This is a genomic window from Neobacillus sp. D3-1R (assembly GCF_052180215.1).
Classification (GTDB): Bacteria; Bacillota; Bacilli; order Bacillales; family Cytobacillaceae; genus Pseudoneobacillus.
Genome location: NZ_CP197471.1, coordinates 3,974,061 through 3,995,972, shown reverse-complemented (window position 1 = coordinate 3,995,972; position 21,912 = coordinate 3,974,061). Strand labels below are relative to the sequence as shown.

General features: G+C 38.2%; 23 protein-coding genes. 15 read left to right on the top strand and 8 right to left on the bottom strand.

Translation table 11 applies throughout. The annotated features are described in order from the left end of the window. The first annotated feature begins 11 nt into the window (after window positions 1-11). From nikC to ACSBPO_RS20320, 7 genes are all read left to right on the top strand, one after another. On the top strand, window positions 12-920 hold the full coding sequence (gene nikC, locus ACSBPO_RS20350) for a nickel transporter permease (RefSeq protein ID WP_442596540.1): 909 nt from the start codon (window positions 12-14) through the stop codon (window positions 918-920). A 79-nt stretch (window positions 921-999) separates the two neighbouring features. Then, a complete protein-coding gene (locus ACSBPO_RS20345) occupies window positions 1,000-1,920 on the top strand; it encodes an ABC transporter permease (RefSeq protein WP_442596538.1) in 921 nt (306 codons plus the stop codon). A gap of 17 nt (window positions 1,921-1,937) precedes the next feature. Further along, window positions 1,938-2,969, top strand: coding sequence for an ABC transporter ATP-binding protein (locus tag ACSBPO_RS20340; RefSeq protein WP_442600418.1), 1,032 nt, complete (start codon window positions 1,938-1,940; stop codon window positions 2,967-2,969). Next, window positions 2,956-3,936, top strand: a complete 981-nt coding sequence (locus ACSBPO_RS20335) for an ABC transporter ATP-binding protein (protein ID WP_442596536.1) — start codon at window positions 2,956-2,958, stop codon at window positions 3,934-3,936. The genes ACSBPO_RS20340 and ACSBPO_RS20335 overlap by 14 nt, the downstream gene beginning before the upstream one ends. Before the next feature lie 114 nt (window positions 3,937-4,050). Then, complete coding sequence (locus tag ACSBPO_RS20330) at window positions 4,051-4,806, top strand: sensor histidine kinase (protein WP_442596534.1); 756 nt, start codon at window positions 4,051-4,053, stop codon at window positions 4,804-4,806. Window positions 4,807-4,901: 95 nt separating this feature from the next. Further along, entirely contained in the window at window positions 4,902-5,600 is a 699-nt protein-coding gene (locus tag ACSBPO_RS20325; RefSeq protein ID WP_442596533.1) for a response regulator transcription factor, read from the top strand. Window position 5,601: 1 nt separating this feature from the next. After that, complete coding sequence (locus tag ACSBPO_RS20320) at window positions 5,602-6,858, top strand: hypothetical protein (protein ID WP_442596531.1); 1,257 nt, start codon at window positions 5,602-5,604, stop codon at window positions 6,856-6,858. 15 nt (window positions 6,859-6,873) lie between these two features. On the opposite strand, the gene ACSBPO_RS20315 is transcribed toward ACSBPO_RS20320, so the two are convergent. Beyond that, window positions 6,874-7,665 (bottom strand): 5'-nucleotidase, lipoprotein e(P4) family, encoded by a 792-nt coding sequence (locus ACSBPO_RS20315; protein WP_442596529.1) that lies wholly within the window; start codon window positions 7,663-7,665, stop codon window positions 6,874-6,876. 641 nt (window positions 7,666-8,306) lie between these two features. On the opposite strand from ACSBPO_RS20315, the gene ACSBPO_RS20310 reads away from it, so the two are divergent. Continuing rightward, window positions 8,307-8,411, top strand: a complete 105-nt coding sequence (locus tag ACSBPO_RS20310; protein ID WP_442596528.1) for a YjcZ family sporulation protein — start codon at window positions 8,307-8,309, stop codon at window positions 8,409-8,411. Between the two features lie 243 nt (window positions 8,412-8,654). On the opposite strand, the gene ACSBPO_RS20305 is transcribed toward ACSBPO_RS20310, so the two are convergent. The 4 genes from ACSBPO_RS20305 to ACSBPO_RS20290 are packed head-to-tail and all read right to left on the bottom strand — an operon-like array spanning window position 8,655 to window position 12,708. Further along, window positions 8,655-8,813: a hypothetical protein gene (locus ACSBPO_RS20305; protein ID WP_442596527.1), complete on the bottom strand. Its 159-nt coding sequence runs from the start codon at window positions 8,811-8,813 to the stop codon at window positions 8,655-8,657. Then, on the bottom strand, window positions 8,813-10,084 hold the full coding sequence (locus ACSBPO_RS20300; RefSeq protein ID WP_442596525.1) for a Ger(x)C family spore germination protein: 1,272 nt from the start codon (window positions 10,082-10,084) through the stop codon (window positions 8,813-8,815). The genes ACSBPO_RS20305 and ACSBPO_RS20300 overlap by 1 nt, the downstream gene beginning before the upstream one ends. Next, window positions 10,081-11,175: a GerAB/ArcD/ProY family transporter gene (locus tag ACSBPO_RS20295; protein WP_442596523.1), complete on the bottom strand. Its 1,095-nt coding sequence runs from the start codon at window positions 11,173-11,175 to the stop codon at window positions 10,081-10,083. The genes ACSBPO_RS20300 and ACSBPO_RS20295 overlap by 4 nt, the downstream gene beginning before the upstream one ends. Before the next feature lie 9 nt (window positions 11,176-11,184). Then, window positions 11,185-12,708: a spore germination protein gene (locus ACSBPO_RS20290; protein ID WP_442596522.1), complete on the bottom strand. Its 1,524-nt coding sequence runs from the start codon at window positions 12,706-12,708 to the stop codon at window positions 11,185-11,187. Between the two features lie 254 nt (window positions 12,709-12,962). Here ACSBPO_RS20290 and ACSBPO_RS20285 point away from each other — a divergent pair, with 254 nt between their 5' ends. From ACSBPO_RS20285 to ACSBPO_RS20275, 3 genes are all read left to right on the top strand, one after another. After that, the gene (locus ACSBPO_RS20285; RefSeq protein ID WP_442596521.1) at window positions 12,963-13,859 is read left to right on the top strand and encodes a multicopper oxidase family protein; all 897 of its coding nucleotides are present in this window, start codon (window positions 12,963-12,965) and stop codon (window positions 13,857-13,859) included. 90 nt (window positions 13,860-13,949) lie between these two features. Then, window positions 13,950-14,861, top strand: coding sequence for a YIEGIA family protein (locus ACSBPO_RS20280; RefSeq protein WP_442596520.1), 912 nt, complete (start codon window positions 13,950-13,952; stop codon window positions 14,859-14,861). 3 nt (window positions 14,862-14,864) lie between these two features. After that, window positions 14,865-15,071: a capping complex subunit for YIEGIA gene (locus ACSBPO_RS20275; protein WP_442596519.1), complete on the top strand. Its 207-nt coding sequence runs from the start codon at window positions 14,865-14,867 to the stop codon at window positions 15,069-15,071. A gap of 777 nt (window positions 15,072-15,848) precedes the next feature. Here ACSBPO_RS20275 and ACSBPO_RS20270 read toward each other — a convergent pair. Beyond that, window positions 15,849-17,342 (bottom strand): peptide MFS transporter, encoded by a 1,494-nt coding sequence (locus ACSBPO_RS20270; RefSeq protein ID WP_442596518.1) that lies wholly within the window; start codon window positions 17,340-17,342, stop codon window positions 15,849-15,851. A 377-nt stretch (window positions 17,343-17,719) separates the two neighbouring features. On the opposite strand from ACSBPO_RS20270, the gene ACSBPO_RS20265 reads away from it, so the two are divergent. Both ACSBPO_RS20265 and ACSBPO_RS20260 read left to right on the top strand, forming a co-directional pair. Next, entirely contained in the window at window positions 17,720-18,655 is a 936-nt protein-coding gene (locus ACSBPO_RS20265; protein WP_442596516.1) for an ABC transporter permease subunit, read from the top strand. A gap of 2 nt (window positions 18,656-18,657) precedes the next feature. Continuing rightward, the gene (locus tag ACSBPO_RS20260; RefSeq protein ID WP_442596512.1) at window positions 18,658-19,638 is read left to right on the top strand and encodes a peptide ABC transporter permease; all 981 of its coding nucleotides are present in this window, start codon (window positions 18,658-18,660) and stop codon (window positions 19,636-19,638) included. 3 nt (window positions 19,639-19,641) lie between these two features. Here ACSBPO_RS20260 and ACSBPO_RS20255 read toward each other — a convergent pair whose 3' ends face one another. Beyond that, complete coding sequence (locus ACSBPO_RS20255; protein ID WP_442596511.1) at window positions 19,642-19,764, bottom strand: hypothetical protein; 123 nt, start codon at window positions 19,762-19,764, stop codon at window positions 19,642-19,644. Between the two features lie 144 nt (window positions 19,765-19,908). Here ACSBPO_RS20255 and ACSBPO_RS20250 point away from each other — a divergent pair, with 144 nt between their 5' ends. Further along, window positions 19,909-20,163: a hypothetical protein gene (locus ACSBPO_RS20250; RefSeq protein WP_442596509.1), complete on the top strand. Its 255-nt coding sequence runs from the start codon at window positions 19,909-19,911 to the stop codon at window positions 20,161-20,163. Between the two features lie 344 nt (window positions 20,164-20,507). Here the strand turns inward: ACSBPO_RS20250 and ACSBPO_RS20245 are convergent, their stop codons facing one another. Continuing rightward, on the bottom strand, window positions 20,508-21,098 hold the full coding sequence (locus tag ACSBPO_RS20245) for a flavin reductase family protein (RefSeq protein ID WP_442596507.1): 591 nt from the start codon (window positions 21,096-21,098) through the stop codon (window positions 20,508-20,510). A gap of 98 nt (window positions 21,099-21,196) precedes the next feature. On the opposite strand from ACSBPO_RS20245, the gene ACSBPO_RS20240 reads away from it, so the two are divergent. Next, window positions 21,197-21,874: an ArsR/SmtB family transcription factor gene (locus ACSBPO_RS20240; RefSeq protein ID WP_442596505.1), complete on the top strand. Its 678-nt coding sequence runs from the start codon at window positions 21,197-21,199 to the stop codon at window positions 21,872-21,874. Window positions 21,875-21,912: the final 38 nt, after the last annotated feature.

The window sequence follows — 21,912 nt, the reverse complement described above, 5'->3', positions numbered from 1 at the left end:
GGGCATGTTGCATGAGTCAACCGATTGTAAATGTAAATGAAAAAACGATTTCTCATAGTGAGATTCACAAAAATCCTAGACTAGAACGTTTTTTATCTTTTTATAAGCAGTTAAAGAAAAATAAAATGGCCATGGTAGGGGGAGGAATTATTATCTTCTATCTATTAGTAGCCATTTTTGGAAAACTGGTCGCTCCGTATGATCCATTAGAAATTGACTTAATGAACAAGCTCCAGCCCCCATCATGGGAACATTGGATGGGAACAGATGATAAAGGAAGAGATGTACTAAGTAGAATCATTTACGGTTCACAGCTTTCTCTGACGGTAGGGGTTGTATCCGTTGCGATTGGAGCCTTTTTTGGGATTATTTTAGGTCTTGTATCTGGTTATTATGGAAAAATGGTGGATACGGTCATTATGCGCTTCATTGATATTTTACTCGCTTTTCCAGGGTTGCTATTAGCTCTAGCCATTATCAGTGCCTTAGGCCCAAGCTTAATCAATGTTATGATTGCTGTCGGGATTTTCTCGATTCCAACGTTTGCGCGAATCGTCAGAGGCTCTACTCTCGCAACCAAAAAGCTCGAATATATTGATGCAATTCGAGCATTGGGAGCGAAAGATTTTAAGATTATCTTTGTTCATATATTACCGAATATTTTATCGCCGATTATTGTACAAGGTACCTTACGCCTTGCCACTGCCATCCTTACAGCAGCCGGTCTTTCCTTTTTAGGAATGGGGGCACAGCCGCCTTCACCGGAATGGGGAGCCATGTTAAGTAGCGGACGCAATTTCTTATGGAATGCTCCTCATATGGCTACCTTCCCAGGTATTGCTATTGCCATTATCGTCATGGGTCTAAACCTATTCGGGGACGGTTTACGTGATGCTCTTGATCCGCGCATGAAAAAATAAGCAACAAAGTTTTAGAAAAGAGCCTTACAAAAAGCAACAAAGTTTCAGAAAAGAGCCCAAATAAAAAAGGAGTGAGACCATGTTTATTTTTATCCTAAGACGTTTAATTCAAATGATTCCTGTATTACTAGGAGTTGTGTTAGTTGTTTTTTTAATCATGCAAATGGTACCTGGTGATCCTGCGGTTTTGCTCGCTGGGGAAAGTGCGTCTCCTGAGCAGGTAGCTCAAATTAGACATCAGCTTGGATTAGACCGCCCAGTAATCGTTCAATATTTTTCCTACTTAAAGGACATTGTATCAGGGGATTTTGGAACTTCGATTCGTTCAAACCGTCCTGTTTTGGATGAAATCCTCGTTCGATTACCGGTCACGTTTGAACTGGCTTTCTGGAGTATACTGGTCACGATTGTACTTGGTCTATTAGCAGGTATTATCTCTGCTACAAAGCAATATTCCTTTTCTGATATTTCCTTAATGATCGTCGCATTACTCGGTGTATCATTACCAAACTTCTGGTTCGGTTTAATGCTCATTCTTTATTTTGGAGTGAAAATTCCACTATTCCCTGTAGCGGGTTGGGGAACCTTTATGCATGTGATTCTCCCTGCTATAACCCTTGGAACTGGCGGGGCGGCGATTGTTGCTCGTATGACACGATCTAGCATGCTTGAAGTCATCAGACAGGATTATATTCGTACAGCGAAAGCCAAAGGGGTAAAGGAACAAATTATCGTCTATAAGCATGCCTTGAAAAATGCAATGATTCCGGTTATTACCGTTGTAGGCTTACAGTTTGGTGCCCTTTTAGGTGGAACGGTGTTAACGGAAACCGTATTTGCCATTAACGGATTAGGTCGTTTTATTATTGATTCGATTCGAATGAGAGATCTGCCATCGGTTCAAGGGTCGATCTTAGTCGTTTCCATCATTTTTGTGGTCGTTAATATGGGAGTGGATATTTCCTATCGATTATTGAATAAACGGGTTGATTTAAATTAGAAAGAGGTGAACGAATGATGCAGCAAAAGCGGGAGGGTATTTTAGAAGTAAAAAATTTGCAAACCCATTTTTCTACAGACAGAGGTGTAGTAAAAGCGGTTGACGGTGTGGATTTTAAAGTTGAAAAAGGACAGACTTTAGGGATTGTAGGAGAATCTGGGTGTGGAAAAAGTATCACCTCTTTATCGATTATGAGATTAATTGATTCAGGAAAAATTGCCGGTGGAGAGGTTCTTTTTAAAGGAGAGAATCTATTAAACTATTCCGATGAAAAAATGAGAAGCATTCGTGGTAATGAAATTTCGATGATCTTTCAGGAGCCCATGACTTCTCTCAATCCGGTCTACTCAGTAGGTGAACAAATTGCCGAAGCGATTCGAATTCATCAAAAACTAAATAGAAAACAAGCTTGGGAAAAGGCCGTTGATATGCTTAAGCTTGTCGGAATCCCCTCTCCTGAAAAAAGAGCGAAACAAGAACCCCATGAGTTGAGTGGGGGGATGCGTCAGCGGGTCATGATTGCCATGGCGCTCGCTTGTAATCCAGAATTATTGATTGCGGATGAACCGACAACGGCTTTGGATGTGACGATTCAAGCGCAAATCTTAGATTTATTAAAAAAGTTACAAGAAGACTTTGGTTCAGCTGTGATTATGATTACCCATGACCTCGGAGTGGTGGCGGAGACATGCGATATGGTCGCTGTTATGTATGCAGGGAAGGTCGTCGAATATACCGATACGGATTCCTTATTTGAGCAGCCGAAACACCCTTATACAGAAGGGCTATTAAACTCCATTCCCCGTGTGGATGAAGATGTAGAGGAATTAATCGCGATTAAAGGCAGTGTACCGAGCCCAACGGATATGCCAATCGGGTGTCGATTTGCTCCTCGTTGTCCCTATGCGACTACCTTATGTCATGAAAAACTGCCAGACTTAGTTTCTTTGGAAAAAAACGAGCAAGTTCGCTGTTGGATTTATACAGATGAATGGCAAGGAGAAAAGCCATTGGTTGGAAAGGGGGCACTGTCAAATGTTAACGGTTAAAACAAAGAATCCATTATTAGAGGTAAAGGATTTAAAGCAATACTTTCCCATTAAAGGCGGTGTCTTCGGCCGAACCGTGAATCACGTTAAAGCAGTAGACGGAATCAGCTTTGAAATTTTTGAAGGAGAGACGGTCAGTATTGTTGGGGAGTCAGGCTGTGGGAAATCGACCACTGGTCGGGCGATACTGCGACTAGATGAGCCAACTTCAGGTCAGATCCTTTTTAAAGGAGAAAACCTGCTAAGTCTTTCAAAAAATAAAATGAGAGAAAAACGAAGAGATCTACAGGTTATCTTCCAAGATCCTTATGCTTCCTTAAATCCACGACAAACGGTTGGGCGAATGATTGAAGAGGCCATGGGAATCTTGAATGTCGTACCAAAGGCAGAGCGAAGACAGCGTACCATCGAATTGCTTGAACAGGTTGGTTTAAGAGCCGATATGATTCACCGTTATCCCCATGAATTTAGTGGTGGACAGCGTCAGCGTATTGGCATTGCTCGTGCTCTTGCGGTTAAGCCGAAGCTATTAATCTGTGATGAAGCCGTATCTGCCTTAGATGTATCCGTACAGGCACAGGTGCTTAATCTTTTGAAAAAACTGCAAAAAGAATATCAATTAACCTACTTATTTATCTCCCATGATCTTGGTGTAGTTCGTCATATTTCGGATCGGGTGATTGTCATGTATTTAGGAAATATTGTAGAAATCGCTGATAAGAAATCTTTATTTGAAAATCCGCAGCACCCGTATACGAAAGCGTTATTATCGGCCATCCCAGAGCCAACTCGTAAACGAAATAAAGAAAGAATGATTCTAACGGGGGATGTTCCGTCACCGATCAATCCACCTTCAGGCTGCCGCTTTCATACACGTTGTCCAATGGCAACGGAACAATGCCGGGAGAATACCCAAAGCTTACGCCAGGTTGGACCAGGGCACTTTGTGGCCTGTGACATCGTTTAAAGTTTAAAGGAAATGGTGCCACTAAAGCTTGTCTTTAGTGGCACTAATCTTTATTCTAAGGGTAAAGATCCTTGTTTTAGTCATTTTCTACATTAAAAAAATAGGTGGATGTCGATGATTTCATTTAATGTCTATACTGCACTTATTACATTAGCATTGTTAGGTCCTGTCGTAGGCTCCATTGCTTTGTTTTCGATTCTCGCTTTTGAACGGGAGATTGATGTGTTAAAGCATGAAAATGTAAAGGTCCGTTTAGAAAAGGAATTAAAGCAAAGTGAATACATGCAATTAAATCAGCAAATTCATCCTCATTTTCTGTTTAATACCATGAATTTGATCTTAGGTCTAGCTAGACTAAAGAAAAATGAACAACTCATTGAAGTGTTAGAGCATCTATCCTTATTTTTAAAGTTTAAATATCGAGAAAAGGAACAATTAATTTCTTTTTCCGATGAGCTAGAATACACGAAGCATTACTTATCCATTCAACAAATACGAATGGGTAGCCGACTAACGATTTTTTACGAACTAGCGCCTTCTAGTAATGTGGCAGTCTTTATTCCCCCGTATATGCTCCAAACCTTAACAGAAAATGCCTTTAAGCATAGCCTTGAGAAAAAATCAGGGATGATTGAGCTTCATATACGATTCAGAACAGATGAAACGACGGCTACTCTGGAAGTAATAGATAATGGAATTGGGGTCATAGACGACGATTTTGATATCGATCAAACAAGTGGTCATGGATTAAAGAATATTAAAAAACGCCTTTCTTTATTGTTCGGTCATCAGGCTTCGATTCATTTGGAGCAAGTGCCAACTGGAGGAGTAAAGGTGATTGCGAGTTGGCCTATTAAGAAGGAATTTTAGAGATTTTTGAAAAATCAGATAAAAATTTTATCGAAACATGGTACTATATTAATAAAAGCAGCTTTATTTTAGGACTTCATAAAGGTGGAATAGTGATGAATGTCTTACTAGTCGATGATGAACCGATTGTATTAGAGCAGCTTGAATATTTCATAAAACCTCTTTGCCCGATGTGGAACCTTTATACAACGATGGATGGTAGTCAAGCCTTACATTTATCCAAACAGCATCACTTTCATTTAGCTTTCCTTGATATTGAGATGCCTGGGAAGTCGGGCCTGGAACTGGCAAAAGAGTTAAAAGAAAAGTTTGAAGGAATTTCGATTGTGATCATTACAGCCCATCAAGAATTTGATTATGCCAAAAGAGCCATCCAAATAGGGGTCAATGATTTCCTGACCAAACCGATTATTGAGAGTGAACTGAAAGAAGTCATTCAAAAGTATGCTAGGGAAATCGATTACTTAGATTGTTCCAAAATTGTTTCTGATGCCATCAGGGTTATTCATCAAAAATATCATGAGAAATTAAATCTATCCTCCGTAGCAACGGACATCCATGTTAACTCTTCTTATTTGAGTCGTAAATTTAGTGAAGAAGTAGGAAAATCCTTTTCCGATTACCTTATTGATTACAGAATCGAAATCGCAAAAAATTTACTAACCAACGACCATTTAACCATTTCCCAGATCGCCGAAAAGGTTGGATTCAATAGTCTCCATTATTTTAGTTCGATTTTTAAACTTAAAACGGGTTTTACCGCCAAAAATTATCGAGAAATGAGGATACACTAGCTTGCGTACGAATGAAAAGGAAGAGTTAGGTTTAGGAATATCCTCTATATTAATGATTTCAAGATGGATGTCGGCTAATGCTATGTTTACAGCCTCATTAGTCACAATGACGTATGGTATTTTAGCTGGCGTATTATACGGAATTACCGGAGCTTTTGCATTTTCTTTATTTGGTGTAATAGGGAAAAGACTACAAAGAAAAGGAAGTGTAGAAGTCCCTATTCCTTTATGGAAGGGAAAGGTTGGAGAAAAAACGATCAAAACATTCTTTTTGCTCATCGGAGTAGGGTATGTATTTGATTTTCTGCTATTAGCTATTGGTTCTAGTATTATCTTTTATGCCGTCTTCCATTTACCAGCTAAAATGGGTGTCTTCTTATTTATGCTGATTAGTGTACCCTTCCTCTTTTTTCGCCGACTTCGGAATATTAGAAGATATACGATTTATAAATTTGGCCTCTTCCAAGCTGTTATCATCATCGTATTTGTGTATCTATTTCTGAGCAAAAACCTAGAGCAAATGTATTTTGGTATGAGATTATACCATCCCTATTTATTTAGTATACAGTTAAAGGAATTATCTTTATTAGTACTGTCTGTTTTTCTTATATTTTTAGGGAAATTAGTGACTGACCCTGGTTCATGGAGCTTGCTGTTTCGTATTAAAAAAGAAAAAGTAAGACGAAGCCTACTATTTACTGGCTTTATCTGGGCGACCATTCCGGTTACTTTTTCTATTATTATTTTTCCAGTCCTAGGTTTAGGTGGATTTCACAGTCTCAGAACCGTTTTTTATGATCTTTTGCACTTATTTGATTCATCGATTTTACTTATGATTACCTCTGCGACTTTGCTGGGCACGTTAATTTCTACCTACTTTGTCAGAATACAAGATTTCTTCATTTTATTCGAAACAGAAAGATTTTCAAAAAAGAAGAAGAGTTTTTCTTTCATCATCATTTCTATTATTGGGACCTTGTATTTGGCTTATTTCTTCATTCAGCCATCTATTTTAGAATTGTTTTTTTTCATTGGTATTTTATATTCCGCGCTGTTGCTGCCGGTGTTATCTGTTCTTTATTTAAAAACGATACATAATCAAGTAGTCGTGGTTGCTTCGGTTATAAGCTTGGGTATGGGGTATGGATCGATGATGTTCCTTGATCGTCTTTTGAGTGTGGTGGTAGCCTTTATTACTTCCGCTTTCATCCTAAGCCTCTATTTATTTTTTAGGAAAAAAGAAGAGACACCCGTTTAGGGGTGTCTCTTTCATTTAATCTTGTATTGGCGGCTGCAAAGCCTTTTTACGAAGCTTCTGATATTCTTCTTCTGTTCTTTTTCCATCATAATTGTAGAGAGCATCTTCCCAATCCCCATACATAGGGTTCGGGAATACAATGAACTTTTTACCAAATTCTTCTTTGTATCGATCGACGGCTTTCACTCTTTCTGCAGGAGGTAATTGATCAAACCCTTGAAAATCTCCCAAATTATCACCGAATAAGAGAACAATTTCATGAGTTTTCGCCACTTGTTGTCTCCGCGTTTCCTTGCCTTTTTCCATCGGTTGTTTTAATAGAACGTGCTCTGTATTGGCTTGCGGTGCTCCAACCAGCTGCAGGTTTCGTATCGTTGCTCCCGTTTGGGTGTAATGGCGATTTGATATGTAAAAAATGTCTACACCCTTGGAATCTGCATATTGTAAAAATTCGACCGCCCCGGGAAGAGCCTGATCATTGGCCTGATTAAACCAATTAAAAAAATCATTCGTGTTCCCTTTTCCTGTTAAAATGGCGTTCGCGAAAAAAGGGCTGTTATCTAAAATCGTTTCATCAATATCCAGAACAACGGCAGGTTTCTTTCCTTTTTTCTTTTGACTCAAATATTCGTCTAATCTCATTTTCCCAATATTATAACCTTGATAATAAAGCGCTTTTGCTTCCCCGGAAGTTTGAAACCACAATACAGACATCATGTTTTGGTTATGAATCGGTTCTGCTTTCACGTATGTAGTACCAAGAATGAAAGAAAAAGTTAAAACCGCCATAGCGACTAATTTTTTCATGATGATTCCTCCTTCGTTTATTCGAAGTTAGTATGTCCTATGTAAAAGCAAAATAAAAAAACGACTCAACATGAGTCGTTCTTAAAACCATGGCCACCATTCTGTATATGGTGAAAAATGAGTGGTGTGAGGCTTTATCGTATAACCGCCTTTATGCATGACAAGATGTTTTTGCTCGCCTCCCATCATACCGCAAAAAGTATGAGGTTCGTGCGGGATTGGCTTGAACCCGCTGGGTGGGTGACCGTGGGATTGACCATAGGATATTGGACTTTGTGGATAATAAGGACTTTGAAACGGATAACTCGGATACTGACGTTCTATTTTTCATTCCCCCTTTCCATTTTCCATATCATATGAAAAGTTGTCCGAGACCGAATGGTCCCTAGTCTACTTTTCCAAAAAAAATCACCCTCTGAAAAGGAGGGTGTAAAAAAAGGGGGATAATACACTTGTATCTTTAGGATGGCCAGAAGAAAAAGTAATTATTCATAGATTAAAAAATTTTCTTCTGAATTATCTAATTTACTGGGATCCAGTTTTATAATGTGTTTGTATAGGTATGAAAATATAAGAAAGTCCACACCGACTTAAACTCCTTAACATAAGATGTTAAGAATTGTTTATAGGAGGTGGATAGAATGAGTGGAGGAGCAGGCTTTTTTGGAGCAGGATTTGCCTTGATCGTAGTACTCTTCATTCTGTTAGTCATCGTTGGTGCTGGTGGATTCGGAGGATACTATTAAGGATGAGTAGTGAACTGGCTTGAAGGGTTGAAAAACCTTTTAGGCCAGTTTTTTTCATGTTTTTCAATTGGCTGAGGATGTTAACCCTTGAAAGAGATCAACATTTTACGTTGGCCTCTTTTCTTTTAAAATAAATAAGTATCGTATTTTTCTAGCTCAAACCGGGCAGAAAGACGTTTATTTCTTTAGCCTCACCAAGTGATCTTCGCTCCCCTCCCTACACTGGAAAGAGAGCAGTCCATTCTATTTCATCCTTACCAGGAAAGGACAGATCAATATGATTACTCCTACTAGGCTAATTCCGATAGCGCCGAATTTATTTTTATCCTTTATAAGATAAAAGGCATGGCCAAAACTATAAAACGCACCAAATAATACAACTGTCCACATCACTAGATTCATTAATCCTTCACCTCATCCATCTCTCGCTCTTTGATTTGTTTTCCGTATCCAATAACAGCAACATCTACCTTTACATTTATGTCCGCATCGGGAAATCTTTTATTCATCCAATCCCATTTTTCATATTCTTTTGTCGAACTGAAAAGAGGGCGAATTTCCAATGACCAATAAAACGGTTCTGCTTTGAATTCTTCTTGTACTTTGTGAATTAATTCCTTAAATTCCTTCTCCTTTAATTCTTCTATACTCTTCTTTAAAATTTCTTGTTTTTTTATATCTGCACCATAATCTATATTGCTTGGAACTGAGATAAGTTCTATTTCAAGAGGGACAAACACGTCTATTTTGGGTGGGCCGTTTCTCAATTTAAGCTTTACATCGGTTTCTAGTTTTTTTCTTATCCTTACGCTAATTTTGAACTTTTCTTTTAATGGATCAGGATACACAGCAAACATATCTTTAATTTGGGATGTATTATCCAGTAACAGGGAACGCCTCGTTTCTTCGCCATTTAGTGTACCTATCATACGCCCCTCTTTGAAGACTGCTGACCCAATTAACTGTGCTGGATTTCCTCCTTTTTTGGGTACCTCTCCTGCTTTATATCGATCCTCTTCACCGAATGGTCCCTTTTGTTTTACATCTTTTACAGAGCCATAAATCGCTAAAAAGAGGTCAGCGTCACCATCGGTAATATTGGCAAAGCGGTTAAGGGTTGAATTTGGCACCATTCCGGTCTCAATCGAACGCTGGATGATGAATTGATAATATTTATGTGGCTGAATCCCCATTTCAGGCTTGTTTTTTTCGATAAAATCCGATGCTTTTCCGTGTGTAATTAACAGATTCGTTTCTCTCCTTATTTCTCGTTCTTTAAAGGCAGAGGTAATAAAATGAAAAAACATATCTGTTTTTGCGAGTTCTTCGGAAGCAATCATTACGACGGTATGATTAAAGGTGACCTGCCTTGTGACAAAAGCATTAGCTGTATTTTTTGCGGTAATAAAATCAGGTGCCGTAATGGTAATAAAATCTTGTTCTTCTTGACCTGGTTTCTCACCACCTTGAGTTTGACTGGCCGTCCCTTTTGGGTTTGAGAACTGAAAAGTCACATCGATCGCTTGCTCCTTTTCCAGGTCAATATCCTTCGGTAAATCCAATCCAATGGCCACCACATAAGACATTTGTTCGACTTCCTTTCTATCCCAACAGCCCGTTAAAGCTAGGGATAGCAGAGAGATATTTAGCAAGATGAAAAATAGTTTTTTCACCGATTTAAAACCTCCTTTAGCTTAACAGTCATCCAAAGCAGGGGCGGAAAACCTAAAAAGAAGTATTTTGAATACGTAAGCATGTTATCTCTTAGGATAAAAATATTTTCTAATTGATTGTCAGGCAGCATTCCAAGTAAAAGCACCAGGATGGTTAACGGAATTAAGGTGTGTTCAAACTCACCAATCTTAAAAATAGCCCCAAATATTTTGCTTAAAGCATAAAGGTATATAGAAAACTTTACAAATATCGCAAGCAGCCAAAATGTAAGATAGATGGTTTCAATATTTCTAATCGACTGCCCAAGCGAAACAAATCGGGTTGCATCATTAAATGGATAAGTGATCTTATCGATGCTTTGATAATCAAATACAAATGTGTATAAACAATAAAAGATGGCCATTTGGATGGCGGTGAAGCTAAGACCAAGGAAGATTCCTCGCGAATACGTTTTATGACTTTTGACAAGAGGATAAAACATTGCAAGGACAAATGCATCACCGTAAATAGCTGAGTACTGAAAGCTTGTTTTAGCTACTTCCCATTTCCCTGGGCCAAATAAAGGAAAAAGCCGTTTCCATTCTCCTTGGGTAAATAACAAAACCGCCAATAAAATTAGTACTAGTGAAATGTATGGAAAAATCATCCAAGCAATAGATGAAATAGCTTCCCACCCCTTTTTAGCAACCCATAGAGAAATCCCAAGAAAAACAGCATAAAGGGCAAAAATAGGTGTTTTGGGAAAATTCATCGTAATCAATTGGTCAGTATAACTTCTTGTATCGATGGATGTAGCAATGAGTACGATTAGGAAAAGGAGAAATCCAATCATAAACCCTACATATTTTCCAAACGCAGAAAAAGTAACCTCCATTAGATCGTTTGTTTGATATTTTTTTAAGACTTGAACGAGAAGCCACATGGAAGGCAGGATCATCAGAAACGATATCATGATCACCATCCATGCGGCATTTTGAGCTTTTTCGTATAGTAGTGTGGTGGTCATATCACCAGCTTTTGTTCCCATTAATAATGTGATGACGGCAAAAAACTCTTTGCCACCGATTTGGTCTTTTTCGTGTGTTCTCAAGGTATCACCTTATTCCCCGTTTTCATCAGTGTCTTTCGTTATATCTTTTGTTTTTACATAGGCAGGTCTAAGATTTTCACTTATGAGCACTTTTCTAAAAATCGTATCGTTCGAGGACCGATAATTAGGTGTAAGTGGAGCTAAATAGGGAACTCCGAATGACTTAATAACCGTTAAATAAGCAAGAACTAATATAAAACAACCGACCATTCCAAAAATACCAAATAAGCTCGAGGCTAATAAAAAAATGAATCGGGCTATGCGAATCGCATAGTTAAGATTGATATCCCCAATCGCAAAGGAAGATAGACCGGTTAACGCCACTACAATCACGACAATAGGGCTTACAATATTCGCTTCAACGGCAGCTTGACCCAAGATAAGTGCTCCAACAATGCCAATAGTCGGGCCTATAGGGGTCGGGACTCTCACTCCCGCTTCCCTAATTAACTCAAAGGATAATTCCATAATTAACAATTCTACAATAGCTGGAAAAGGCACTTGTTCCCTTGCTCCGGCAATCGCTAATAATAAATCCGTCGGGATCATTTCGACATGATAATTCGTAATCGCAATATAAATAGAAGGAATAAATAGTGTAATAAACATGGCAATCATTCTTAAAACCCGTGTGAAATTTCCGTAAAAAAATCGTAAATAATGATCATCCGCAGAATGATAAAAGGACCAAAACGTCGCTGGTAATATTAAAGAGGATGGTGAATTATTCATCAGTACAGTGATATAGCCATCTTCTATAAAAGATGCCGCCCGATCAGGTCTCTCGGTTTCCAAGATGGTTGGTAAAAGGCTTGAATTTCGATCCTCTATGTATTGAGTTAATAGACTCAAGTTTTGGACAGCATCTTTTTCAATCGCACCAATCCTTTGTTTTACTTCGGCGAGTACCTGTTCTCCAACTAATTCACGATTATAAACAAGATAGACTTCATTAAAAGAACGCTTGCCTATAACCATTTTTTCTACCATGAAATCTTCGGTTCGAATCCTTTTTCGAATCAAAGAAATATTGGTCTCTGCCTTTTCATTAAATGCCTCTTTTGGTCCCATCAAGGTTGTTTCATTTTGCGGCTTTTCTACATTGCGGCCAGCTACTTCTGCGGTTTTAATAATATAAGGTGCCTTTTCTCCCTCAAGAAACAGAACAGTATCTCCTGCATTAATCTCTTTTATGGCATTGCTGATTACTTTTTCTTCCTTTACGGCACTGCCGGTTAATAAAGAAGGAATGTCCCGAACCGCTTTATCACCCATAATTAAGGGTTTTAGGATTTCCTCATCTATGATATTGGAATTAGATATGGAAGGAACATAAAATAATGCCCCTTTTTTTCGTAAAGGATAAAGGGTAAACTCTCTTACCATAAAGTCTTTATTGTCTGGATAGGCATACCGCTTCATTAAAATACATTTATCTATTTCAAAATTTCCGGAAAATTCGGCTTGGTCCTCAGGCTGTGGCGGTTTTTCTTTTTTGTTATCTTTTTCCTTATGAAAAAATGGTATCTTCATTGAAATCCTCAACCTTTATATTTTAGTAATGGATGTACCTTCTCAAACAAGGCCGAATGATGACCATAGAATATTCAGGCATTGAAATTCATTTTTAAAAATGTATTTTTTTAGTATTGGGAAAAAATTAGTGAAAAATGCAATTAAAGGATGGAATGTCTAAGAAATGATGGAACTTCTATCTTTATGGTCCGCTCATACTCAAGATTTTCCTAACATATTATCAAACATAGAAGGTTAGGAGGGGGGATTTTATGAGTTGGGAAGATAGACTTGTCATGCCTAATGGAACAAAAGGGGAGTACCAATTAGCAGGAAATACTCGTTATTATAAATTGATTGCCCAACCAGCTAAGCATCAGATTGTGGATGATGTGAATATAGAGGGTTTAGGTTTTAACGGAATGATTCCTGGACCATTGCTTGTTTTTCGGCAAGGGGAAATGGTGCAAATCGAGGTGGAAAATCGATTAGATAAACCTACAGCCATGCATGTACATGGTCTATCAAAGCCTGTTTCACAAGACGGTGTCCCTGAAATTGAACCTACTCCTTCGATCAAGCCAGGTCAGTCCTATGTGTATCAATTTAAAGCCTGGCAGGCAGGAACCTTTTTTTACCACGCCTCAGATCCTGCACAAATTGCTCAGGGGTTATCGGGACCATTTGTCGTTTTACCTAAAGAAGATAGCCCGGAAAATCAGTTCATGCCTTATCGAGATTATGTTCTATTTTTACAGCAGTGGGAGATTCCTCAAGATAAGCTGGGTGAGATAACTCCTGGAACATTCAAGCCTAAAAAATTCGATATAAACCCCAATTTTTTCACGATTAATGGGAAATCCTTGCCTGACACAGAGCCATTACGGACCAAATACGGGGAAAAAATCCGGATCCGATTTATTAATAAATCAAGTGGATCCCATTCGATGCATGTTCATGGACATGATTTTCAGGTAGTTCATGTGAACGGATTCCCGCGGTATAACTGGTATGATGATACAATCAATGTTGCTTCGGGACAAAGAATGGATATTGAATTTATGTCGATGAACCCTGGTATATTCCCGATCAATGGTGCCAAAACCTTTCATCAAACTAATAATGGAAAAACACCAGGCGGTATGATCACAAAGTTAATGTATACGTAATCTATAAAACCATTGCGAACTGCAATGGTTTTTTATACTTTTACAGCCAATTGCCAATACTAGTAAAAATAAAGGAAAAGGAGGCGGAATATGAAGGGTGGAGCCATTTCTACGGAACATATTGTCATGATTGTAACAGCGATTATCATTGGAACATTGGCACGTTTTTTAACGATTAAAGAAGATTTTCGCCAGTATCCCAGTTATCCAAATGGATATTTAATTCATCTAATTACGGGGTTTGTTGCAGCTGCTCTAGGGGCGGTAGCCATTCCAGCCTTAATGACGAAAAACTTTGTGGCCGTCACTTTTCTAACATTAGCCATTCAACAGTTTAGAGATGTTCGAAAGTCAGAGAGAGAAAGTCTTAAAGACTTAGAAAATACGGAATACGCCTATCAAGGGGACGCTTATATTGATGGCATTGCTAAAACCTTCGAGGCAAGAAATTATTTTTCACTTATTGTCTCTTTAGCAACTGCTTTAACCATTCAACTTGTCGATAACGATCGTCAATGGGTCAATGTCATCGCTGGTGCCATCGTTGGATTGATTGTTCTTTATCTTTTAAAAAGATTTTCAAAAGGAAAAACAATCGGGGACATTGCCCAAGTGAAACCTGGAAAGGTAGAGGTAAAAGGGTCGGAGTTATTTGTGGACGGGCTATATGTCTCCAATCAACTAGGCTCAGAGAACGCCCAAAAGCTTTATCAGAATGAAGGGATTGCCGTCGTCATTTATCCGAATGAAGTGCATTTTCGAATTTCACTTGATAACTATGGACAGCGGCAAGCAGCCTTATTTGAAGCAACAAGAGCGATCGGCGTTAAACGTTATCATTTTTCCCGTAAAGATTATGAAAAGGGAAGAGTCGTCATTACGCTTGTCCCGATAATAAATGATATCGACCGGTTAATAGAAGCGGTGAAAAAGACCCCACTGCTTGAAAGTACGAAAAAAAGCCATAAGGTGATGGATACAAATCTAGTGGGGAGGGAGTAACAGATGGGACGTGAATCATCGATCAAACCAGCTTACGAAATCCTTGCCTATGTTACGTTAAAAAAGGGGCGATATTTAGGAGGGAACGCTCTTGCCTTATTAGCGGAAAATGAAGAAGAACAAAAGCTAATGGTCCAAGATATCGCCAAAGCGATGAAAGCTGATACGGTTCAATTGAAAAATGGTGATTATATCGTGATTAGGTCGTGAAAAAGGGGCAGAACTATCTGCATGTATTAAAGGAGTAAGTGCTAAGACTGCAAAACTACATTTGTAGCCCAGTACTTTAGCTGAAAGTTTTAGACGCTTTCAGCTTTTATTTATTTTAAGGGGGGGTTGGTAAATATTTGGAATGCTTTACATGAATCTTTTGTGCTGCTGTTCAAGTTCACTTACCTTCTTTTCGATGAAATATATTTTTTTTTGAATTTGGTCCAAATTCAAAAGGATTCTACTCACTTGATCTGAAGTTGAAGCTCTATCTTTATAAATGATATTTCTTTGACTTTGCTTGGGTTCTATAGGATAAAAATAAAGGGATGGTACATAAAAGTGCATACAGAAATCTCCTTTTTAGTTATTTTTCCTATACTATTCTCTGATTCTAAGAAGGGTCTAGATGAATGCCTAATCCATTATATTTAGAAAATTTATGGTTAGAAAATAAAATTAGCATAAATAATTTAACCAAAGATAAAGCTATCGATAGTATGGATACATACAGATAAAAAGGAAGCCTTCGAATATCGAAGGCTCTTTTTTCGTTGACCAAAATAGCGTACCCTGTGTCCGATAAATATAAGAGAAAACATTTATCCGACCTACCATCTATATTTAGATAATAGACATCTCTTTTTCTAGCCCCAAAAAAGAGCCGTGATTTCCAACATGAAATCGACGGCTCTTTTAATTTGGATTTAAGTTGTTATTTCAAGTGCGAATTATCATTTTCAACACCATAAACATACGGGTCTAGAGCGCCATATATTAGCGAATCCCTTTCATATAGGATTGAATTTTTGGAGATAAGGCCAATAAAATAATCCCTAATACGATGGATGCTCCACCAATGATACCGAAGTAGGCTGTTTCGGTTTCTGGTGTGTAGAATTTCACGACTTGTGCGTTCAGTGCTTGTGCTGCTGCACTTGATAAGAACCATAAGCTCATTGTTTGTGCAGAGAATGCTGCTGGTGCTAATTTTGTTGTAGCTGATAGACCAACAGGTGATAATAACAACTCACCAAATACACAAATTAAATAACTAAGAACTAACCATAATGGGTTTACCAATGAATCTGTTCCACCAAGGTACCCTGGTAATAGAATCACTAGGAAGGAAACCCCTGAGAATAATAAAGATAATGAGAACTTTTGTGGAATCGTCGGCTGACGTTTTCCTAATTTTACCCACACCCATGCAAAAATTGGAGCAAAGATGATAATGAATAATGGGTTTAAGGATTGGAACCAAGCTGGTGAAATATGAAGACCAGCAAAGTCTAATTGTGTACGCTTGTCCGCGTAGCTTGCAAGAATGGTTGAACCTTGCTCTTGAATCGCCCAGAACATCACTGATGCAATAAATAATGGAATATAAGCGATAATACGTGAACGTTCCACAGCCGTTGTTTTCGGACTGCGATACATCACGATAAAATACATAGTCGGAATGACAAGAGCAAGAATGGTAACAATGTTAATAAAGCTAGCAAATGTTAATAGCCCTGCTGGAATTAGAACAGCACATAGAATGGCTACTGCTGCAATTCCTAAACCTATCCAAGTGAAGGTTTTTTTCTTTTCAGATGGTGATAATGGATTTGGAACGGTCGCTCCAGCTAGACCTAAGTTCTTTTTCTTTGTTAAAACGAACATCACAAGTCCTAAGAACATACCGATAGCCGCAATAGCAAATCCATAATGGAAATTATAGTTGTCCGAAATAGAACCAACAATTAATGGTGCTAAGAATCCGCCTAAGTTGATACCCATGTAGAAAATCGTAAATCCTGCGTCACGACGATTATCTTCTTCGCTGTACATTTCACCTACTATAGTCGAAACGTTAGGTTTCAATAACCCGGTTCCGAGAACGATCAGAACCATGGAAATGAAGAACATGGAAACGCTTCCGGGAATTGCCAACGCAATATGACCAAGCATGATTAAGATACCACCGTAGAACACGGCTTTGGATGTCCCGAAAATACGGTCCGCTAACCAACCACCAATAATACCGGACATATAAACCAATGATCCGTAAATAGACATGATGGAAAGAGCTAACGTTTCATCGATGCCTAATCCGCCATCTTTAACCTTATAATACATGTAGAATACAAGGATTGCTCTCATTCCATAGTAAGAGAAACGCTCCCAAAATTCAGTGAAGAAAAGAGTAAATAATCCCTTTGGATGTCCAAAGAATCCTTTTTGAGGGACACTTTCTACAATTTTCTGTTTATTTAAGTCAGTCATCAGACAACCTCCTTTTATTCTTCTACTATAATAATAAGAAAGTCGAATATTGTCAAAATATTTTTGTAGAATAACTTATAGTTCCGTGGTAGTATTATTGGTTATTTTGTATAGGTCTATTCGTGTAGAAATATTAGCAGAAAAGAGGCTAATCTAAACTTTTTTACCTATATATCATAATGTTTTTGGAATAATTTTATAAAAGTTATTCTAGGAATTACCATAAGAAATGACAAAGATATTTTTTAAAAAAATAGTAAAATAACTTTTGTAAGAAAATTGGGAATAGTGTAACCTTTTAGTAAGCAAATAAGTCTATTATATATCGATTAGGACTTTACTCCATTAACAAAAGAGAGACTCGGAGGTTACTAGAAATGAAGATTCTACTAAATCTAGTCGGAAGTTTTATCATCTGGCTACTCGTCACATTGATTTTAATCGCTATTGTCCTCATTCCAAGAGAGGTCAGTTATAAAAGAGTGGGGAGTACGGATGCAGCGACATTTACTTTTTCGTGGGATTCGTATGAAAATAATATAAAAAACTATGCGACTCAAGTTTGGGAAACGAAGAGTTTTGGCATCTCAAAAATTGAAGTCCCTGTTGAACAAGAGCTCGTCCATTATATGAAGAGATCTCTTTCGATCATTTTTCCAGCCTTATTTCTTTCCTACCTTTTGGGGGTTTTGAAAGGGATTTATGATTATCAACATTCCCGTGGGATAAAAAATTTTATCGGAAATGGATCAACCTGGTTTATGCAATCCATTCCAGAATTCTTTTTCATTATTACGGTACAATTGGGGATTTTGTATCTGATCAGACAAGGCTTTCCATATATCGACCTTTATGGGTATGACAAATGGTATAATGTCCTGCTACCGATCTTTTTCCTATCTCTGTACCCTTTATCTTATATTGCCCGGATTACCTCATCTGCGATTGCAGAGCAAGAGGGGAGAGATTACATTCGAACGGCTCATGCAAAAGGGATCTCGAGCCGGGTTATTTTGTATGTACATATTTTAAAAAATTGTTGGCCCAAAATATTAAGTCAGTTTTTAACCGTGATGCTCACGATTATATCAAGCTCAATCATTGTAGAGTACTTAACGTTCTATCGGGGGGCAGGAAAAAGATTGATGGATGCCCTTCAAATTAAAACGATTTATTCGGCCGGCTCTCATTTTCCCGTCGAAATCCCGACCATTATAGGCTTTTCATTTGGATTTATGTCTTTAATCCTTGTCAGCTTATGGATTCATCAACTTCTTAACTATTTTCTCATCCCTATGAAGAGGGGAGAATAACGATGCGAAATAAAACATTAATCATTGGTATGACGATGTTCTTGAGTTTACTATTTATCACAATCGTTGGTCCGTATCTACCATTTGTCGATCATGACTTGGAGGGAATTCCCTTTTTGAAAAATCAAAAGGAGATTTTGGCACCGCCCTTTCCGCCATCTGATGATTTTTTATTAGGTTCGGATCGTAAGGGAAGAGATTATGTAAGCGTCCTTATTATTGGGGCGAAAGAGACGATGGTTACGATTTTGATTATTACTTGTTTTTGTTTCCTGCTGGCTGTTCCGTTTGGGGTAGGGGCAACGAAAAGTAGAATCGTGTATCAAGTATTGGTAGCTTGGAACTATTTATTTTCACGTGTTCCTAATTTGTTTGTTATTATTCTCATTACCAATATTCCGCTCTTTATGTTTTCGAGTCACCGTTCTATCTATTTTGTCGTTATTATTGCGATTTTAGAGATTGGGAAAATTGCTGATATTTTTAAACAGCAAATTGACATTTATAATCAATCACCGGTTGTTCATTCTGGTATTGTTTCGGGGAACTCAGGTTTTGGCATGTTCAAACGCTATTATTTACCGGAACTGATGCCACAAATCATCTTAACCTTTGTGTTGCATTTTGGGAAAATTCTCTTTCTCATCGGTCAGCTTGGAATTTTTTCTATTTTTGTTTCTCAGGAATTTGTTCAGATTGAAGGAGGGATCCCAGGTCATGCGTATTACGAAATTAGGAATACCTCTCTGATCTGGTCAGCTCATCTTTCCAATATTTTAGATGACATACGCGATGCCCCTTGGATTCCGTTTTATGCAGCCGGCTTAATTACCTATACACTAATGACCTTTAATCTTTTAGGTGAGGGCTTGAGGGCCTATTTTCAAACGAGGCACCTAGGAATGGTCAGCAAAGAAAAAGTTGGGATTTTTCGATTGTTTTCGAAAAATCAATCTGGAAAAAATGAAATGATGGGGGCATAAGCTTTAAGCATTCTCGGGACTTTGCGGTTCAACCGTATCACCGCATGCACATTTTTTGTAATGTGGCAGCTCCGAGCAACCACTTAAAAGTAATACGATTGCCATCATGGAGAATAAGAACTTCATATACATGACCTCCTTTTTTAACATTAGACGTGTGAATTTGAGGGTAGGTTACAAAAAAAGGGAAGCCTTATTGAGTGGCTTCCCTTTTTGATTATATACTAGTTAAGTTTTGGGAAGAATAAGTTCTAGAAGGGAAGTGGTAGGTTGTTTACTCTTTTACAAATCATTATCTTTATTTTAATTGTAGGGATATTAGTACTTCCTTTTACTGTAGTAAAAGCTTCTCCTAGAACAAAATACATTGTCTATTTACTTTTACCAATTGGACTATTCATTATCATCTTAATTACTCATAGCTACAATATCCTCCTCATCGCAGCCATTATTATTATGATCGCAGGAATAGGGAGAAAGTTAATACAGGTCTTTTTTAATAACAAGTCACTTCCACGGGGGTAGTGCTTCAAAAATAGGTGGTAAATGTGACAAAGTCGGAAACAATCCGGTTTTAGACGGATATCTCTCCAAAAAAGTCGGATAACTCGGTGACAAAGTCGGAAACACGGCTCAAAAAGTCGGATAACTCAATCGCGTGTGTAGTCCTGAATGAATTTTTGGAAGAATATAGGGTGTAATTTGTGACAAAGTTAGTAATATCTTCATTTTAGTCAGATATATTGTTAAAAAGGTCAGATATATTCTAGAAACAGTCAGATATATAACGAAATTAGTCAGATATCTTAAGTGTATAAACCAAAGCTACCTCTTTTTGGAAGCAAAAAAGGCAGGAAATCCTGCCTTTTTTACGTTTCAGACCGAAATGTTTTCCCTAATTCAGGTCCCAGACCAAAATAATGACGGAAATTATAGATGAGTGGGCTCCATTTTTGCGGATTTATGTGATTTTCGTTCAAAACGATCTCCTCATGCGCATGAACAAGAACCGATTGAACCTCAACGATTCCAAAAAAAGGTGAATAATCAGGAATTCGAATATGTTGCACGCGCGCTTCAATTTGTATCGGACATTCCTCGATCCTGCAAGGCGCGACCTCCAGAGAATCTACAGGTGTCAGCTGGCCTGCCGCATATTTATCCTTCGTAAACGTAAATCCTAGTTGCTTTTTATAATCAGGCACCTCTTCCTTACCTGTAAAGGAAGCTAACCTTTCTACATTTTCCCATAAAGAGGAATCCGGAATATTGATGACACATTCCGGGTGCCGTTCCAAATTCTCCATCGCTTTGCCGCCAAGACCGATTCCTAAAACTAAAACATCGCCTAAACTCCACGAGGAAGACAGTGGACTGATATTCGTACTGCCATCCTCATTTAGGGTAGTAAGTAAAATAACAGGTGTACCGTAGTACAGAATTTTTGGTTGGATTAACATTTAAATACTCTCCTTTAGCCGTTTTCTAACTTTATTGTAAAATATAAACATTTCCACTATCATCGAAGTATGGATTACAAATAAAGGAGGCATATAAAATGAGCATCGGTCAACAGGTGGCAAATACGGCTTTATTAATTGGTGACCCGTCCAGGGCGGCTATTTTAACGGTTCTCCTAGACGGAAGATTTCATACGGCGAGTGAGTTATCTATGTTAATAGGGGTTAAACCACAAACCACCAGCTACCATCTTAGTAAGCTAATGGAGCAGAATATCATTGTCGCTGAAAAACAAGGGAGACACCGATACTTCGGGATCGAGAATCAAGAGGTTGCGAAAGCAATGGAAACCTTATTAACTCTTTCTCCACCAGCAAAAATTAAATCCCTCAGACAGTCTAGGGAGGATGCGGCAGTAAGATATGCAAGAACCTGCTATGACCATATTGCGGGTTTCGTTGGTGTTCAAATAGCAGATGCCTTCATCCAAAAGGGCTATCTGGATCGTGAATTTTCACTCACTACTAAAGGAGAAAAATTTTTAGAAAAGTTTAGTGTAAACCTAAAAGAAATAAAGAAGAAGAGACGGTCTTTTTGCCATAAATGTTTAGATTGGAGTGAAAGACGTCATCATATCGCGGGTTCACTGGGACTTGCCATCCTTGAAAGGTTCATAGACTTAGGGTGGGTTGCTCGCCAGCCAAAGACACGAGCATTATCGGTTACGGAAAAGGGGAAAATGGGAATGCGGGATTGGTTATCCATTGACATTTAGGCAAACAAAAAGGTGCACGCCACCAGCTTATGCACCTT

What these genes read in the sequence shown, in the direction of transcription:
- nikC (WP_442596540.1), top strand. Translation starts at nt 12, where the DNA reads ATGAGTCAACCGATTGTAAATGTAAATGAAAAAACGATTTCTCATAGT.
- ACSBPO_RS20345 (WP_442596538.1), top strand. Translation starts at nt 1,000, where the DNA reads ATGTTTATTTTTATCCTAAGACGTTTAATTCAAATGATTCCTGTATTA.
- ACSBPO_RS20340 (WP_442600418.1), top strand. Translation starts at nt 1,938, where the DNA reads ATGCAGCAAAAGCGGGAGGGTATTTTAGAAGTAAAAAATTTGCAAACC.
- ACSBPO_RS20335 (WP_442596536.1), top strand. Translation starts at nt 2,956, where the DNA reads ATGTTAACGGTTAAAACAAAGAATCCATTATTAGAGGTAAAGGATTTA.
- ACSBPO_RS20330 (WP_442596534.1), top strand. Translation starts at nt 4,051, where the DNA reads ATGATTTCATTTAATGTCTATACTGCACTTATTACATTAGCATTGTTA.
- ACSBPO_RS20325 (WP_442596533.1), top strand. Translation starts at nt 4,902, where the DNA reads ATGAATGTCTTACTAGTCGATGATGAACCGATTGTATTAGAGCAGCTT.
- ACSBPO_RS20315 (WP_442596529.1), bottom strand. Translation starts at nt 7,665, where the DNA reads ATGAAAAAATTAGTCGCTATGGCGGTTTTAACTTTTTCTTTCATTCTT.
- ACSBPO_RS20310 (WP_442596528.1), top strand. Translation starts at nt 8,307, where the DNA reads ATGAGTGGAGGAGCAGGCTTTTTTGGAGCAGGATTTGCCTTGATCGTA.
- ACSBPO_RS20305 (WP_442596527.1), bottom strand. Translation starts at nt 8,813, where the DNA reads ATGAATCTAGTGATGTGGACAGTTGTATTATTTGGTGCGTTTTATAGT.
- ACSBPO_RS20290 (WP_442596522.1), bottom strand. Translation starts at nt 12,708, where the DNA reads ATGAAGATACCATTTTTTCATAAGGAAAAAGATAACAAAAAAGAAAAA.
- ACSBPO_RS20285 (WP_442596521.1), top strand. Translation starts at nt 12,963, where the DNA reads ATGAGTTGGGAAGATAGACTTGTCATGCCTAATGGAACAAAAGGGGAG.
- ACSBPO_RS20280 (WP_442596520.1), top strand. Translation starts at nt 13,950, where the DNA reads ATGAAGGGTGGAGCCATTTCTACGGAACATATTGTCATGATTGTAACA.
- ACSBPO_RS20275 (WP_442596519.1), top strand. Translation starts at nt 14,865, where the DNA reads ATGGGACGTGAATCATCGATCAAACCAGCTTACGAAATCCTTGCCTAT.
- ACSBPO_RS20270 (WP_442596518.1), bottom strand. Translation starts at nt 17,342, where the DNA reads ATGACTGACTTAAATAAACAGAAAATTGTAGAAAGTGTCCCTCAAAAA.
- ACSBPO_RS20265 (WP_442596516.1), top strand. Translation starts at nt 17,720, where the DNA reads ATGAAGATTCTACTAAATCTAGTCGGAAGTTTTATCATCTGGCTACTC.
- ACSBPO_RS20260 (WP_442596512.1), top strand. Translation starts at nt 18,658, where the DNA reads ATGCGAAATAAAACATTAATCATTGGTATGACGATGTTCTTGAGTTTA.
- ACSBPO_RS20255 (WP_442596511.1), bottom strand. Translation starts at nt 19,764, where the DNA reads ATGAAGTTCTTATTCTCCATGATGGCAATCGTATTACTTTTAAGTGGT.
- ACSBPO_RS20245 (WP_442596507.1), bottom strand. Translation starts at nt 21,098, where the DNA reads ATGTTAATCCAACCAAAAATTCTGTACTACGGTACACCTGTTATTTTA.
- ACSBPO_RS20240 (WP_442596505.1), top strand. Translation starts at nt 21,197, where the DNA reads ATGAGCATCGGTCAACAGGTGGCAAATACGGCTTTATTAATTGGTGAC.